At 54.7% G+C, this 15,689-nt stretch carries 14 protein-coding genes; 5 read left to right on the top strand and 9 right to left on the bottom strand.

The annotated features are described in order from the left end of the window. Positions 1 to 20 precede the first annotated feature (20 nt). On the bottom strand, positions 21 to 872 hold the full coding sequence (locus ABT58_RS16310) for an MIP/aquaporin family protein (RefSeq protein WP_047875507.1): 852 nt from the start codon (positions 870 to 872) through the stop codon (positions 21 to 23). Positions 873 to 1,602: 730 nt separating this feature from the next. Here ABT58_RS16310 and zapB point away from each other — a divergent pair. After that, positions 1,603 to 1,845, top strand: coding sequence for a cell division protein ZapB (gene zapB, locus ABT58_RS16305; protein WP_047875506.1), 243 nt, complete (start codon positions 1,603 to 1,605; stop codon positions 1,843 to 1,845). 111 nt (positions 1,846 to 1,956) lie between these two features. Here the strand turns inward: zapB and rraA are convergent, their stop codons facing one another. The 7 genes from rraA to priA form a co-directional block, all read right to left on the bottom strand. After that, positions 1,957 to 2,442 carry a ribonuclease E activity regulator RraA gene (gene rraA, locus ABT58_RS16300; RefSeq protein WP_047875505.1) on the bottom strand — a complete coding sequence of 162 codons (486 nt, stop codon included), beginning with the start codon at positions 2,440 to 2,442 and terminating at the stop codon, positions 1,957 to 1,959. 151 nt (positions 2,443 to 2,593) lie between these two features. Beyond that, positions 2,594 to 3,505 carry a 1,4-dihydroxy-2-naphthoate polyprenyltransferase gene (locus ABT58_RS16295; protein WP_047875504.1) on the bottom strand — a complete coding sequence of 304 codons (912 nt, stop codon included), beginning with the start codon at positions 3,503 to 3,505 and terminating at the stop codon, positions 2,594 to 2,596. Positions 3,506 to 3,653: 148 nt separating this feature from the next. Next, positions 3,654 to 4,985, bottom strand: a complete 1,332-nt coding sequence (gene hslU / locus ABT58_RS16290) for an HslU--HslV peptidase ATPase subunit (protein WP_047875503.1) — start codon at positions 4,983 to 4,985, stop codon at positions 3,654 to 3,656. A 10-nt stretch (positions 4,986 to 4,995) separates the two neighbouring features. Then, positions 4,996 to 5,523, bottom strand: coding sequence for an ATP-dependent protease subunit HslV (gene hslV, locus ABT58_RS16285; RefSeq protein ID WP_047875502.1), 528 nt, complete (start codon positions 5,521 to 5,523; stop codon positions 4,996 to 4,998). Positions 5,524 to 5,684: 161 nt separating this feature from the next. Beyond that, complete coding sequence (locus ABT58_RS16280) at positions 5,685 to 6,263, bottom strand: SPOR domain-containing protein (RefSeq protein WP_047875501.1); 579 nt, start codon at positions 6,261 to 6,263, stop codon at positions 5,685 to 5,687. Between the two features lie 175 nt (positions 6,264 to 6,438). Continuing rightward, on the bottom strand, positions 6,439 to 7,443 hold the full coding sequence (gene cytR, locus ABT58_RS16275) for a DNA-binding transcriptional regulator CytR (protein WP_047875500.1): 1,005 nt from the start codon (positions 7,441 to 7,443) through the stop codon (positions 6,439 to 6,441). A 171-nt stretch (positions 7,444 to 7,614) separates the two neighbouring features. Continuing rightward, on the bottom strand, positions 7,615 to 9,816 hold the full coding sequence (gene priA / locus ABT58_RS16270) for a primosomal protein N' (protein ID WP_047875499.1): 2,202 nt from the start codon (positions 9,814 to 9,816) through the stop codon (positions 7,615 to 7,617). Between the two features lie 234 nt (positions 9,817 to 10,050). Here priA and rpmE point away from each other — a divergent pair, with 234 nt between their 5' ends. Beyond that, a complete protein-coding gene (rpmE, locus tag ABT58_RS16265; RefSeq protein ID WP_047875498.1) occupies positions 10,051 to 10,263 on the top strand; it encodes a 50S ribosomal protein L31 in 213 nt (70 codons plus the stop codon). 148 nt (positions 10,264 to 10,411) lie between these two features. On the opposite strand, the gene metJ is transcribed toward rpmE, so the two are convergent. After that, positions 10,412 to 10,729, bottom strand: a complete 318-nt coding sequence (gene metJ / locus ABT58_RS16260) for a met regulon transcriptional regulator MetJ (protein ID WP_047875497.1) — start codon at positions 10,727 to 10,729, stop codon at positions 10,412 to 10,414. A 179-nt stretch (positions 10,730 to 10,908) separates the two neighbouring features. On the opposite strand from metJ, the gene ABT58_RS16255 reads away from it, so the two are divergent. The 3 genes from ABT58_RS16255 to metF all read left to right on the top strand — a co-directional run bounded on the left by ABT58_RS16255 (position 10,909) and on the right by metF (position 15,682). Continuing rightward, positions 10,909 to 12,078, top strand: coding sequence for an O-succinylhomoserine (thiol)-lyase (locus ABT58_RS16255; protein WP_047875496.1), 1,170 nt, complete (start codon positions 10,909 to 10,911; stop codon positions 12,076 to 12,078). Further along, positions 12,075 to 14,492: a bifunctional aspartate kinase/homoserine dehydrogenase II gene (locus tag ABT58_RS16250; protein ID WP_047875495.1), complete on the top strand. Its 2,418-nt coding sequence runs from the start codon at positions 12,075 to 12,077 to the stop codon at positions 14,490 to 14,492. Before ABT58_RS16255 ends, ABT58_RS16250 begins: the two co-directional genes overlap by 4 nt. A gap of 281 nt (positions 14,493 to 14,773) precedes the next feature. Next, positions 14,774 to 15,682 (top strand): methylenetetrahydrofolate reductase, encoded by a 909-nt coding sequence (metF, locus tag ABT58_RS16245; RefSeq protein WP_047875494.1) that lies wholly within the window; start codon positions 14,774 to 14,776, stop codon positions 15,680 to 15,682. Positions 15,683 to 15,689 lie beyond the last annotated feature (7 nt).

Here is a 15,689-nt window from a genome sequence, read left to right as displayed (position 1 = left end):
TTGTGTGTCAAAGACAGGGATCAGGCTTTCGCCGTTGCGTTCTCACCTGTTTCTTCACACTGGTTCGGCAGTGTGCATTTGTTGCCAGGCAGGTAAAAACCGATCACTTTCGGGTATAGCCAGCCACCAAATGCCGCACCAAAAATTGGCGCCAGAATCGGCACAATCATATAAGGGATGTCTTTGCCGCCGGTCAGGGCCATGTCGCCCCAGCCCGCCAAGAACGCGAAGAATTTCGGGCCAAAGTCACGCGCCGGGTTCATCGCAAAGCCGGTCAGTGGACCGAGCGCACCACCGATCACGGCGATCAGAATACCAATCAATAGCGGACCCATCGCGCCGCGTGGTGCACCGTTTTTACCATCACCAATGGCCAGGATGGCAAACATCAGTACGGCAGTGATCACGAACTCGACCGCAAACGCACCGCCAAACGTGATGGCAGGGTGTGGGTAGGTTGAGAAGATGCCCGCCGTTGCTAGGCTTTCTACTGAGCCACGCACAATGTTGTGGGTCGCTTCATAGTCGCTGAACAGGTTAGCGTACAGGCTGTAGATCAGCGCGGCACTGGTAAAGGCACCCAAGAGTTGGGCAACGATGTAAGGCAGTACTTTTTGTTTATCAAAACCGTGGAAAAGGGCAAGGGCAATAGTGACGGCGGGATTGATATGAGCGCCGGATACACCAGCAGTACAGTAAATGGCAATGGCAACGCCAAGGCCCCACATGATGCTGATCTCCCACTGGCCAAATGAAGCACCCGCTAAGACCATGGCTGCTACGCAACCTACACCGAAGAATATCAATAAGCCGGTGCCGATGAACTCAGCGATGCATTCGCCGAGCAACGTATGTTGTTTTTGACTCGTCATTTTTCAGTCCTTTTGTCTCGTTATTGTAGGGGGTGTCGCTGTTATCATCGTTATGGCGGCTAATTTACGTGATATTCCAAATAATGACATTGTGCAGGTCACAAAATGTGCGTTCGCTCATTTGTGTGTTTTTTGAATTGAGCGTTCGCGCAAATATTTTGCGCTTTGCCATCTAGCGACCTGGCCATTGGGGTGTGATCATCGCGATAGTGGTCAACATTATCGGGACAGATGGCGGGCAAGATCACGTGATAACGGTAAACGGGATGGCGGGCAGAAAAAACGAGGGGAACGAACATACGGGTGCAAAGCGAATAACGGCCTATTGAGTGTGGGCGGAAATAAAAAATCCGACCTAGCGAGGTCGGATGTGCCAAGGCGGCAAAACCTTGGATTGCTCCAAGAGAGATACGATCGGGACAAAATTAGCACGCAGGCATTGAATTAACCGCGCGTTTGATCGCAAATTTATCGAATACCCGCACACTTGATGTTTGTTTAACCACTGAGCAAAAAGCAAAAAAACGGCGGTATGAACATTCTTGTTAGCCTTGGGCAAAATTATTATCAAAATTGCGCAAAATTTCCCCATTTACTGCAAAGCGTGGTATTTGTAGGTGTCAGGAGGCGATGGCCTCGTTAGAATAAGTGATAATGAATCGTAAACGTGCCTGTGGGAACTTGCCTTAACGGTTAGGGCAAACAGATAGGCTGAATACAGGTGGACAATATGTCATTAGAAATGTTGGAAAAGCTGGAAGCCAAAGTACAAATGGCTGTTGATACAATTTCTTTGCTGCAAATGGAAATTGACGAACTGAAAGAACAAAACGAAGCATTGTCTGCAGAAGCACAAGAGCTACGTTCTGGTCGTGATTCGCTGTCTGACGACAACGAGAAACTGCGCAACGATCACCAAGCATGGCAAGAGCGCGTTCGCGCACTGCTAGGCAAAATGGAGCACGTGGAGTAATCCACACCGTTGCGTGCCAATGCCCCGTTTATCGGGGCATAAAAAAACAGAGCTCAAGGGCTCTGTTTTTTTATGCCTGTTTGACAGGACAGATCAGGGCGCGGGCCGTGATCAGTCGATATCCAGCGGCTCAGGCGAGAGGATCACGCCGGTGGTATCGGCATAGAGGTGATCTTCTGGCAAGAAGGTGACACCGCCAAAGTTAACCGCGACATCCACTTCGCCAATGCCGTGTTCATCGGCCCCGACCGGGATAGAGGCCATGGCCTGAATGCCGATGTCCAGTTCATCCAGCTCATCCACATGGCGCACACAGCCATAAACGATGAGCCCTTCCCATTCATTATCCGCTGCCCGTTGCGCCAGTTCGGCATCAATCAGGGCGCGACGCAGGGAGCCGCCGCCGTCGATCAGCAGTACACGGCCAGCGCCGGGTTCGCTGAGTACTGTGGCGATCAGGCCGTTGTCTTCAAAGCATTTGATGGTGGTGATTTGGCCGCCAAACGAGCTACGACCGCCGTAAGAGCTGAACATCGGTTCGACGACATCGACTTGGTCGAGGTAGATGTCGCAGAGTTCGGACGTGTTGTATTCCATAAGCGCGCTTCTTCTAGTGACAATTGAAAAGGGGGCGCTGAGACGCGAACTGGACGCATCTTTCAGCGTTAACTGGTTGAAGTATAATCAGCGAGCGGTGGTAGAGACAAGGCGAAGACACCGATTGCCGTCGCCTTGCAAAGCCAATGTGTTAGGATGCGGCCAATACCATACCGGCTGCAAACAGCAGGTTGGTCAGCAGGGCGCATTTCACCATGGTCGCCATCATTGGACGCAGTGCCGCACCATCGGTGGATTGAAACACTTGCTTGCCGTGCTTAAACAGCAGCGGCGCGCTCAGGATGAACAGCCAGCCGAACGGTGAGTGAATTTCCAGTGCCGCAAACAGCGCCAGACAGATCACGCTGCCCAGCAGCAGGAACAGGTGGTACTTGCGGCCCCATTCCGGCCCCATGCGTACCGCCAGGGTCAGTTTGCCACAGGCGCGGTCATTGTCGATATCACGCAGGTTATTGATGTTCAGTACCCCGACGGCCAGCAGGCCACAGGCGGTCGCGGGCAGCATGATGATCGAATCAATCTGTCCGGCTTGCAGGTAGTAGGTACCGGCCACGCCGAGCCAGCCAAAGAACATCAGCACAGACAGATCGCCCAGGCCACGGTAACCATAAGGCTTGTTACCCACGGTGTAGGCGATAGAGGCCAGAATGGCCATCAGTCCCAGTACCATAAAGCCCAGCATGTCATGCAGATTGTTGGTCGCCAGCAAGATCAGGCTCAGGCCACTGATGATGGTCAGGACAATATTGAGCACCATGGCTTTGCGCATGGCGGCAGGGGTCACCAAGCCGGACTGAATGGCACGTTGTGGGCCCAGGCGTTGGTCGTTATCGGTGCCTTTGACCGCATCGCCGTAGTCGTTGGCAAGGTTAGAAAGAATTTGTAATAACAGCGCGGTCAGCAGGGCGAGACCTGCGATCACGGCAGAAAAGCTGCCTTGCCATCCTGCTACTGCACTGCCGCATACGATTGAGGCGATGGCCAGCGGCAGGGTTTTTGGCCGTGCTGCATCGAGCCAAATGGCGAGAGAAGATGATTTCATAGTGTGGACTTTTGCCAGTGAACGAGTGTGGAAGACCATTATTATGGCGCAACTGGCGTAATGGGCAACTTTATCGCCGCATAGTTTGTTTGAGGACAAAAAAACGGCACGCAAGCGTGCCGTTGATAGCATTGGGTTTACACTCTGGTTACAGAATGAAACGGCTCAGATCTTCGTCTTCCACCAACTCACCCAGACGGGCCGTCACGTAAGCGGCATCAATCACGATTTTCTCGCCAGATTTCTCGGTCGCATCAAACGACAGCTCTTCCATCAGGCGTTCCATCACGGTGTGCAGACGGCGGGCACCGATGTTTTCTGTGCGCTCGTTCACCTGCCATGCCGCATCGGCCAGCTTATCAATACCGCTTTCTTCAAACTCGATGTTGACTGATTCGGTCGCCATCAGGGCTTTGTACTGTTCGGTCAGCGAGGCATTAGGCTCGGTCAGAATACGCTTGAAGTCGCCGCTGGTCAGGGCTTCTAGCTCCACGCGAATCGGCAGACGGCCTTGCAGTTCAGGGATCAGATCCGATGGCTTCGCCACCTGGAACGCGCCGGATGCCACAAACAGGATGTGGTCGGTTTTCACCATGCCGTGCTTGGTCGAAACCGTGCTGCCTTCTACCAGTGGTAGCAGGTCACGCTGTACGCCTTCACGGGACACGTCAGGGCCTGAAGATTCACCGCGCTTACAGATCTTGTCGATCTCGTCCAAGAACACGATACCGTTGTTTTCCACCGCAAAGATCGCTTGCTCTTTCAACTCTTCTTGGTTGACCAGCTTGGCGGCTTCTTCTTCGGTGACGGCTTTCATCGCGTCTTTGATTTTCATCTTACGCTTTTTGGTGGTGTTACCCGCCAGGTTCTGGAACATGCCCTGAAGCTGGTTGGTCATCTCTTCCATCCCCGGAGGCGCCATGATCTCTACACCCATTTGTGGCGCGGCCACATCGATGTCGATCTCTTTGTCGTCCAGCTTGCCTTCACGCAGTTTTTTGCGGAATGACTGACGGGTGGTGGAGTTCTGATCCGATTCTTCGTTCTGGCCCCATGCATCACGCGGTGGCGGCAGCAGAATATCCAAAATACGGTCTTCGGCGTGCTCTTCCGCGCGGAAACGCACTTTTTCCATCGCCTGCTGGTGGGTCATTTTCACGGCCACGTCAGTCAGATCGCGGATAATGGTTTCCACTTCTTTGCCCACGTAACCCACTTCGGTGAATTTGGTGGCTTCAACTTTGATGAACGGTGCGTTAGCCAGCTTCGCCAGACGACGGGCGATTTCGGTTTTACCCACACCGGTCGGACCGATCATCAGGATGTTTTTCGGGGTTACTTCAACACGCAGCTCTTCAGGCAGCTGCATGCGGCGCCAGCGGTTACGCAGGGCGATCGCAACGGCACGTTTAGCTTTGTCCTGACCGATAATGTGGCGGTCAAGCTCATGGACGATTTCGCGTGGAGTCATTTCAGACATGGCCGCTTCCTTATCGAGTCTCTAATTCTTCAATCGTGTGGTTATGGTTGGTGAAGACACAGATATCACCCGCGATGTTCAGGGATTTTTCTGCGATTTCACGGGCGCTCAGGTCGGTGTTTTCCAACAGCGCGATAGCCGCCGCTTGGGCGAAGTTGCCGCCAGAACCAATGGCGATCAAATCGTGTTCAGGCTGAACCACATCGCCGTTACCGGTGATGATCAGAGAGCCGGTTTCGTCAGCCACAGCCAGAAGGGCTTCCAGTTTGCGTAGCATACGGTCAGTACGCCAGTCTTTGGCCAGTTCCACCGCTGCTTTTAGCAGGTGGCCCTGGTGCATTTCCAGCTTGCGCTCGAAACGTTCAAATAGGGTGAAGGCATCAGCAGTGCCGCCGGCAAAGCCTGCAAGAACTTTGTTGTTATACAAACGGCGTACTTTGCGCGCGTTACCTTTCATTACGGTGTTGCCAAGAGAAACCTGACCATCACCGGCGATAACGACTTTACCGTTTCGACGAACAGATACGATAGTTGTCACGGTGTTACCTCTTTTGAGTCTTGCCCGGCCTGTGCCGGGTTCAGTATTACCCTTTTATCTGGGGGTCATTGGAAAGCGTTTCAAGGGGCAGAGAAAAGAAAAGGATGCCGAAGCATCCCTTACAAGTATGGTCAATAATGTGGATCACGGGGCGCAGACGCTTACTCCCAGTACCAGATCGCGCATGGCTCAATGCCGACACGGCGCAGCTGGTTACGGTCACTTTCCGCTTTACGTTTTTGCGGATACGGCCCGAGGATCACACGGTACCAGGTGCCTTTTTCGCCCTGGCTGATCTTGATCTGGCTGGTCAGTCCCTGGAAGGCGATCATGGCTTTACGCTCATCAGCCTGCGTTTTACTGCGGTAAGCACCACACTGCATCAGGTACGGACGGGTCGGCGCTTCGGCTTTCTTCTCTTCCACCTGCACTTCTTTGTTTTCCAGCGCTTCGATATAACGCCATTTTTCTTCCGGCTTTGGCGGCAACGTCACCGCTTTTGACGGCGCGGTTGGCGTCACTTTCGGCGTACTGGTTACCGGTGTGCTGGGTGCGGCTGGCTCTGACGCCACAGGGGCTGGCGTACTGGAAAGATAATACAGGCCAAAAGCAAATGCGCTGAATAGACACGCTGCGACGATCGCGCCCTTCAGTGGAAAACCACTTGGCGGCGGCGGGGCTTTACGGCTGGCCGTTTTTTTCGCTGCTCGGCCACGTTTTACATAGTCTTTGGTTGCCACGGTAATGATGGGTCAATCGATGAATAGGGGCGCCTATGTTACAAAGTTGCGCTACAACTGGCTATAGCTGGGGGCGGTTGAGTGTCAGAAGTTAGTGAGATTTGACAAGGAATTTGTGAGCTTATGCGCAAAACATAAGCTCATTCCTTTCCTGAGCCGGAGACTCAGTGGTGGATCAGTTGGCCGGTGGCGCGGCACTCTCACGGATCACCAGCTTGGCATCAAGCAGACGCGAGCCTGAGGCGATGTCTTTGCCTTTGAGGATGTCGAGCAACATCATCATTGACTGGCGGCCGATCTCGTAGCGAGGCTGAGAGACGGTGGTCAGTGGCGGATCGCAGTACTCGGCAAATTGGATGTCATCAAACCCGACAATCGACAAATCCTGAGGCACGCGGAAACCCAAACGCTTGGCTTGCTGCATGGCACCAATCGCCATCACATCGTTATGGCACAGCAGGGCGGTCGGCGGCTCTGGCAGTGACAGTAAAGCGGTCACCGCACGGGCACCCCCGGCAAAGGTGAAATCACTGCGCACCGTGTAAGCGGGGTTCAGTTCTGCACCGGCACGGCGCAATGCTTGCTGATAACCCTGAATACGGAACTGGCACAAGGTGGCATCTTCGGGCCCGGCAATTTGGGCAATGCGCTTGTGGCCCATCTGGGTCAGGTAGTTCACGGCTTCAAACGCGGCGGTGAGGTTATCGATGTGGACGGTCGGCAATTCGAGTTCAGGGGCGAACTCACAGGCCATGACCATCGGCGGCAGATTCTTTTGCTCTGGTTTGCTGACATCGAACGGCAGATCGGTACCGAGCAGTAGCATGCCGTCGGCTTGCTTGGTGAAAACGAGGTTAACGAAAGAGTTTTCGCGGGTTTTTTGTTGCCCACTGTCACCGAGTAAAACCAGGTAGCCATGCTCCATCGCGGCTTCTTCAATGCCGCGAATGATTTCTGTGAAGTACGGATCACAGATATCAGGGACGATGGTGACGATGGTTTTTGATTCGTTGCGACGAAGATTCCTAGCCAGTGAGTTGGGTGAATAGCCAGCGTCCATGACAGCTTGCTCAACCTTCTTCCGGGTTGAGGCTGACACTTTTTCCGGGTTCATCAAGGCACGCGAGACCGTGGCCGTTGACACACCGGCGAGCTGGGCAACATCCTTCATTGTCGCCATAGTTTCTGTTCCTCTCTATTATAATTCTCTCTAACCGCTGAAGGATCATGGCCAAATCGGGCTGATACCTGAAACAGCGAGCATGCTATTGTAGGCTGTCTGCTGGCGATTAAACATGCTTAGGACAACATTAATTACATCCCTCGCGTGATTTGTATCGCATTGTTCATTTTAAGTTAAATCCTGCGGTTCCACATCGATCGACCAGCGGATTTTCTTCGCCAGCGGCAGCAATTGGATCGCCGGTTTGGCGATGCTGATCCACTGTTGCAGGGTCTTTCTGCTCGGTGCCTGCAACAGCAATTGCCAGCGGTAACGTCCGGCCCGGCGCGACAACGGTGCCGGGTTGGGGCCCATCACCATGGTCTCGTCACTGTACACCGGACTGTTTTCAAAAATGCCGCGAACTTGCTGGAAAAATTGCTCAACCAGCGCGCTGTCGTTGGCTTCTGCGCGTAACAGGGCAAGATAGGTAAACGGGGGCAGCCAGGCTTGTTTACGCTCGGTCAGGGCCCCTTGGGCAAAGTGATCGTAGCCTTTGTACAGCAGCGCTTGCAGCAGAGCATGCTCCGGATGGTGGGTTTGCAGCACCACTTCCCCCGGTTTGCTGGCGCGTCCGGCCCGTCCCGCCACCTGAATGAACAGCTGTGCCAGACGCTCCGGCGCGCGGAAATCATTACAGAACAGGGCGCTGTCCACATCGAGCAGGGCCACCAAGGTGACATCCGGAAAATGGTGCCCTTTGGCCAGCATTTGGGTGCCGATCAAGATTTGGTATTCGTTGTTGCGAATGGCTTCGAGGTAGTTTTCCAGACTGCCTTTGCGGCGTGTGCTGTCACGGTCAATCCGCACGGTGCGGTAGTCCGGAAACAGGGTCGCCAATTGTTGTTCGAGCTGCTCGGTGCCGACACCCACGGCATTGAGCTGGGTCGAGCCGCATTGCTCACATTGGTGCATCATCGGCCGTTGTGTGGCGCAGTGGTGGCAGCGCAATTCGCCGCTTTGCTGGTGGAAGGTGTAGTAGGCATCACAGCGTTTACATTCGGCCAGCCAGCCACATTCGTGACAAATCACCGCTGGGGAAAAGCCACGACGGTTAAGAAACAGCATTACCTGATTGCCAGCTTGTAAGTGTGTGCGCATGCGGGCGATCAAGGGGGCAGATAACCCCGATTCCAAATACAAGCCTTTCACATCCAACACCCCGTGACGGGCAGCCTGCGCTTGGCCGGCACGCTTAGACAGGGTCAGGTGATGGTATTTGCCACTTTTGGCATTGTGCAGGGTTTCCAGTGCGGGCGTCGCCGAGCCCAATACCACGGGAATACGTTCTTGGCTGGCACGCATCACCGCCAGATCACGGGCGTGATAGCGCAGGGTATCTTGCTGTTTGTAGGAGCCGTCATGCTCTTCATCGACAATGATGATCCCTAAGTTGGCAAACGGGGTGAACAGCGCCGAGCGGGTACCGATAATGATCCCCGCTTGGTTGTCGCGTCCGGCCAGCCAGGCCGCCATGCGTTCGTTATCATTCAGGCCGGAGTGAATGGTCTGCAGCGGCACATTGAAGCGACGGCGAAAGCGGTTGATGGTTTGTGGCGTCAGGCCGATTTCCGGTACCAAGATCAGCGCTTGTTTGCCGGCGGCTAAAATCGGCTCCAGCACATTGAGGTAGACCTCGGTTTTGCCTGAGCCGGTGATCCCTTCCAGCAAATAGCAGCCAAAGGCATCTTGTGCATTGACGGCCGCAATGGCGATGGCCTGCTCTTCATTCAGGCGCGGTTTCTCTTCGGTAACCGCAAAGTCGGGCTGCCAGGGGCGCAGCGTCGGTTGTTCGGTGACGCTTTCTATCCAGCCTTTTTTAGCGACCGTTGATAAGATCGCCGCGTTAATGTCTTCAGCCAGCAGATCTTCATGGCTGACTTTGCCCCGGCGCAGCGCTTGCAGTACCTGTTGCTGGCGCGGGGCGCGACTGAGTGTGCTGGCTGCTTGCTCCTGACCACTGGCGGTGAGCTGCCACATTTTCAGGCTGGCCGCCGAGGCTTCTCGGCCTTTGCGCAGCAGCGTGGGCATGGCATTGGCTAAGGTATCGCCCAGCGGGTACTGGTAGTAGCTGCTGGCCCAGGTCAGCAGAGAAAACAGCGGGGATGACCACAGCGGCGCGGTATCGAGCACGGCGGTGATTGGCTTGAGTTGCTCCATCGGGAAATCGGAGTGATCGGTCAGGCTGATCACCACGCCGACTAACTGTTTCGGGCCAAAGGGTACTTTGACGCGCCCGCCGATCACAGGCGATTGGCCCGTTTTGATCAGGTAATCAAATTGTTTGTCGAGAGGGACAGGCAGTGCCACTTTGGCAATGTTAGGCGTCATAATACACCGCGATATGAGCTGGAACGGAGAGAGGGCAGTGTACCTCGCCAGAGGGCTGGGGCAAAGCGGTGAAAAAAGGAGCGTATCAGTTGATCTGGACGAGACGATTGATTACTATACGCCGCCTAATTTGATGGATTGGTCACGGCCTGTCCATTGACTATTTTTTTAATGACGTGTGGTGCCCGGCTTAGGATCGGGAGAGCGACACGGCCTTACTTTTGAGGTTATCCCATGAAACAAGGTATTCACCCAGAGTACACTCCAGTAAACGCACGTTGTTCTTGTGGCAACACTTTCGTATTCAACTCAACTATGGGTAAAGACATCAACCTTGATGTGTGCGACAAGTGTCACCCTTTCTACACTGGTAAGCAGCGTCAAGTTAGCTCTGGTGGTCGTATCGACAAATTCAACAAGCGTTTCGGTGCGCTATCTAGCAAGTAATTGCCAGATTGAATGTCGAAAAGAAGGGACGTGCAGCGTCCCTTTTTTTTCCTCTGGCGTTTGGGGCAACCGGTCGCGTATCCCCAATGTACAGACACAAAAAAACCAGCCTCGGCTGGTTTTTTTGTTGGCAACGGCAGACAACGACTTACTCGTTGATGTCTTCGTATTTAATGCCCATCTCTTCCATTAGACTTTTCGCTTCCGCCGGTAAATCATCCGGACGATCTTTACGAATATCATCATCCGTTGGCAGCGGCTGACCCGTGTACGCGTGCAGGAAGGCTTCACACAGTAGCTCGCTGTTGGTGGCGTGGCGCAAGTTATTGACCTGACGGCGTGTGCGCTCATCAGTCAGAATTTTAAGCACCTTCAGTGGGATCGAAACCGTGATCTTTTTGACTTGCTCGTTTTTCTTTCCGTGTTCCGCGTATGGACTGATGTATTCGCCATTCCACTCTGCCATTGTTAACCTTCTCAGCGATGTTAAATTGAAGAAATATAATAGACCTGAATTCTAGCGGGATTTACCGCCACAAGCAAAGACATATGGACGTCTGGAAGTGTTGACGTCTTTTGTGAATGTGGTTATGTTGTTGCATAAACGTTATTCATCATCGGGTTCACCCTACAAGGATAGTAAATATGAGTGACCAGAAGCTTGCCACCGTTGCCGTGCGTACCGGCATTGACTCGGATACCCAATATAACGCGGTGGTGCCGCCACTGTATCTGACCTCAACATACAGCTTTCCCCAACTGGGTGAGGTGCCGACCTATGACTATTCCCGCTCCGGGAACCCCACCCGCAATACCTTAGCGGATGCATTATCTACGCTGGAAGGCGGTGCGGGCGGCGTGGTCACCAATTGCGGGACAGCTGCGATGAACCTGCTTGTGTCCGCCCTGTTAGGGCCGGATGATCTCATTGTCGCCCCGCATGACTGCTATGGCGGTACCTATCGGTTGTTTGATACCCGCGCCAAAAAGGGCGACTTTAAAGTCTGTTTTGTGGATCAAACTGATCCTCAGGCGCTGGCCGATGCGTTTGCTCAACAGCCTAAACTGGTGTGGGTCGAAACCCCGTCCAATCCGCTGTTGCGCATCGTCGATATTGCCGAGCTGTGTGCTGCGGCACATCAGGCCGGTGCGCTGGTGGCGGTGGATAATACGTTCTTATCGCCGATCCTCCAACAACCTCTTGCGCTCGGTGCCGATTTTGTCGTCCATTCTACCACCAAGTACATCAACGGCCATTCTGATGTGCTTGGCGGTGTGCTGATCGCCAAGACTGAGGCCCATGCCGAAACGCTGGCCTGGTGGGCGAACTGTATCGGGGCGACAGGTGCCCCCTTTGATGCCTACCTGACACTGCGCGGCCTGCGCACGTTAGCCCCTCGCATGCGCATGCATGAAGAAAACAGCGCCAAGATCCTCGCTTACCTGCAACAGCAGCCGTTGGTCGGCACTATTTACCATCCCAGCCAGCCTGAACATCCCGGTCATGATATCGCCCTGAAGCAACAAAAAGGCTTTGGCGCGATGCTGAGTTTTGAGATTAACGGCAGCATGGCCCAATTGGAAACCTTCGTGCGTGAGCTGAAATGCTTCTCGCTGGCGGAATCGCTCGGCGGCACAGAAAGCCTGATTTGCCACCCGTCCAGTATGACCCACCGCGCGATGTCAGATGAAGCGCAGGCGGAGGCGGGATTGAAAACCACCTTGCTGCGTTTGTCAGTCGGGCTGGAAGATCCGGATGATTTGATTGCAGATTTAGCGCAGGCCTTTGCACTGGCCGCCAAGGAGGCTGTATGAGTGCGATAAGCGGACGTCAGTTACATAAGTTTGGTGGCAGCAGCCTGGCGGATCCGGCCTGTTACCGCCGTGTCGTGACCATTTTACAGGAATACTCCGGCAACCATGATTTGGTGGTGGTCTCGGCCGCCGGCAAAACCACCAACCAGTTGATTGACTGGGTGGCGCAGCTCGACAAAGACGGCCGTCAGGCCCATGAAACCCTGCAGCAGATCCGTGCGTTTCAGCAGCAGTTGATTGAACAATTGGTGGAAGGGGAAGCGGCGGATGCACTGCTGACCCAGCTGCATTTTGAACTCGGCGAATTAGCCCGCTGGGGAGAAAGCCCGTTGAGTGAGGCGCAAGTTGCCAGTGTCTTGGGCCACGGTGAAGTGTGGTCGGCCCGTTTGCTGGCGGCGCTCCTGACCCAACAACAACTCCCTGCCACCAGTTTGGATTCCCGCTTATTCCTGCGGGCAGAGCGAGCGGCACAGCCGGAAGTGGATCGTGGTCAGTCATGGCCTCTGCTGCAGGCGCAACTGGCACAAATTCAGCAGCAACGGGTGGTGATCACGGGGTTTATGGCGGCCGATCAGGCCGGTGATACCGTTCTGCTTGGCCGTAATGGTTCAGACTATTCCGCGACCGTGATTGGTGCGCTGGCGGATGTGAGCCGCGTGACCATCTGGAGTGATGTGGCCGGGGTGTACAGCGCCGATCCGCGTAAAGTGGAAGATGCCTGCCTGCTGCCATTGCTGCGTTTGGATGAAGCCAGCGAACTGGCCCGTTTAGCCGCGCCGGTGCTGCACAGCCGTACCTTACAGCCGGTGGCACAAAGTGCGATTGATTTGACTTTGCGCTGCAGCCATCTGCCGGAATCCGGTTCAACCCGCGTCGAGCGTGTCCTGGCGTCGGGGCGGGGGGCGAAGATCATTACCTCGTTGGATGATGTGTGTCTGATCGCGCTGACGATCCCACGCTCTCACGATATCAGCCTGGTGGAAGCCGAGCTGGAGCGCATTTTGTCGCGGGCACAATTGCAGCCACTGGCACAGAGTGTCGAAGCGGATAAAGGCCGTATTCAACTGGCTTATACCGGTGAGGTGGTCAACAGTGTGTTGGCCTTGCTGCAAGACAGCGGGATTGCCGCCGAATTGCGCCTGCGTGATGGGTTCTCGCTCGTCGCGGCAGTGGGCGCCGGGGTGGTGAACAATGCCATCCACTGTTACGGTTTCTACCAGCAGCTGAAAGGCCAGCCGGTCGAATTCATGGCGGAATCCGGCTCGGGGCTGAGTTTGGTGGCGGTGCTGCGTAAAGCCGATACGGACAGCTTGTTGCCGCGTATTCACCAAAGCCTGTTCCAGGCGCAAAAGCGCATTGGTTTGGTATTGTGTGGCAAAGGCAACATCGGCAGCCGTTGGCTGAGTTTGTATAACACCCAGCGTGCCGCGTTGGAAAAACGCCATGGCATGAGCTTTACCCTCATCGGCGTGGTGGACAGCAGCCGATTGTGGATTGATTTGGCGGGCATTGAGCCACAGGCAGCGCTCGATCATTTCGATGATGAAGCCGAAGCCTATGCGCCGGGTGCGTGGATTGAAACCGTTGCTGCCCACGAATACGACGAAGTGATGGTGCTGGATGTGACCGCCAGTGAAGAGCTGTCGGCGCGCTATACGCAGATTGCCGAAGCGGGCCTGCACCTGATCTCTGCCAACAAAGTGGCGGGCTCCGCCAGCGGTGAGCAGTACCACGCGGTGATTGATGCCTTTGCCAAAAACAGCCGTTTCTGGCTTTACAACGCGACTGTCGGGGCGGGCTTGCCCGTTAACCACACCGTGCGGGATCTGACGGAAAGCGGGGATGAAATCATTGCGCTGTCCGGGATTTTCTCGGGTACGTTGTCGTGGTTGTTCCAGCAATACGATGGCAGCATCCCGTTTTCACAACTGGTAGAAGTGGCCTGGCAGCAGGGGCTGACCGAGCCGGATCCGCGCCACGATCTCGATGGCAGTGATGTGATGCGCAAGCTGGTGATTTTAGCCCGTGAATCGGGGCTGACGTTAGAGCCTGAGCAGGTGAAAGTGGAAACGCTGGTCCCGGCGAGCCTGGCTGAGCTGTCATTGGATGCCTTCTTTGAGCAGGCGGCTGAGCTGGATGAATTGCTGCTGGAGCGCCTGCTCAAAGCGCAGAAAGAAGACAAGGTGCTGCGCTATGTCGCCCGTTTGGATCGTCATGGTAAAGCGGCGGTCGGCGTGGAAGCCCTGCCAGCTGAGCATGCGCTGGCTAACTTGCTGCCGTGTGACAACATCTTTGCCATTGAAAGCCGTTGGTATCGTGAAAACCCGCTGGTGATCCGAGGGCCGGGGGCGGGGCGGGATGTCACCGCCGGGGCATTGCTGTCGGATATCAACCGATTAGCCGGTATGCTGTAGCCGCTGTTGTACTGGAAGAGGAGGCTCGGGCAGTGAAATACTTGCCGTTATAATCGTCATCCAGTGGAATGTGTTAATGAATGGAAAAAGCCCGCGATCTGCGGGCTTTTTGCTATTTTTGGACGTGAAGATCCTGCAACTTCAAGTTGAGAAATATTCATGATCATCATGTTGACATTAAATTGGTTACAATACATTCTGTAGACATATAGACGTCTAAACGGATGTTTTGCGTCACAGTTCAGGGAGCGGCCATCGGCCAAGAAAGAAAGGAAGGGACTATGGGCTACTCATATGCAAGCCACTTGGATGCACTCAATCAGAATATTGCTGATCTGGATGGCAATATCAACGTGTCATTTGAATTTTTCCCGCCAAGCAGTGAGCAGATGGAGCAAACCCTGTGGCAGTCTATTCATCGCCTGAAAACCCTGAAGCCGAAGTTCGTGTCGGTGACCTATGGGGCCAACTCGGGTGAGCGCGATCGTACCCATTCCATCATTAAAGATATCAAAGAGCAAACTGGTCTCGTGGCAGCCCCGCACCTGACTTGTATCGATGCGACCCGCGATGAGCTGCGTACCATTGCCCGTGATTACTGGAACAACGGGATCCGCGATATCGTGGCTCTGCGTGGTGATTTACCGCCACAGGGCGGTAAGCCGGATATGTATGCGGCGGATCTTGTCGCGCTGCTGCGTGAAGAAGCGGACTTCGATATTTCGGTTGCGGCGTACCCGGAAGTGCACCCGGAAGCGAAAAGCGCGCAGGCAGATCTGATCAACCTTAAACGCAAAGTGGATGCCGGTGCCAGCCGTGCCATCACCCAGTTTTTCTTTGATGTGGAAAGCTACCTGCGTTTTCGTGACCGCTGCGCGGCGGCTGGCATTGATGTGGAGATTGTGCCGGGGATCTTACCGGTGTCGAACATGAAGCAGGCCAAGCGTTTTGCGCTGGCGAATAACGTGAAGGTACCGGGCTGGCTGGAGAAGCAATACGAAGGCTTGGACGATGACTTGCTGAGTCGTCAGATGGTCGGCGCGAGCAATGCGATTGATATGGTGCGCGTGTTGAGTCGTGAAGGGGTGAAGGACTTCCACTTCTACACGTTAAACCGTGCGGAGCTGACGTATGCGATTTGCCACACCCTGGGCGTGCGCGCCGAGCAGAGTGCGCCTGTTATTGGCTGAGCGCCGT

This window comes from Photobacterium aphoticum, assembly GCF_001029435.1.
Lineage (GTDB): Bacteria > Pseudomonadota > Gammaproteobacteria > Enterobacterales > Vibrionaceae > Photobacterium > Photobacterium aphoticum.
This window is presented reverse-complemented; position numbering and strand designations above follow the sequence as displayed.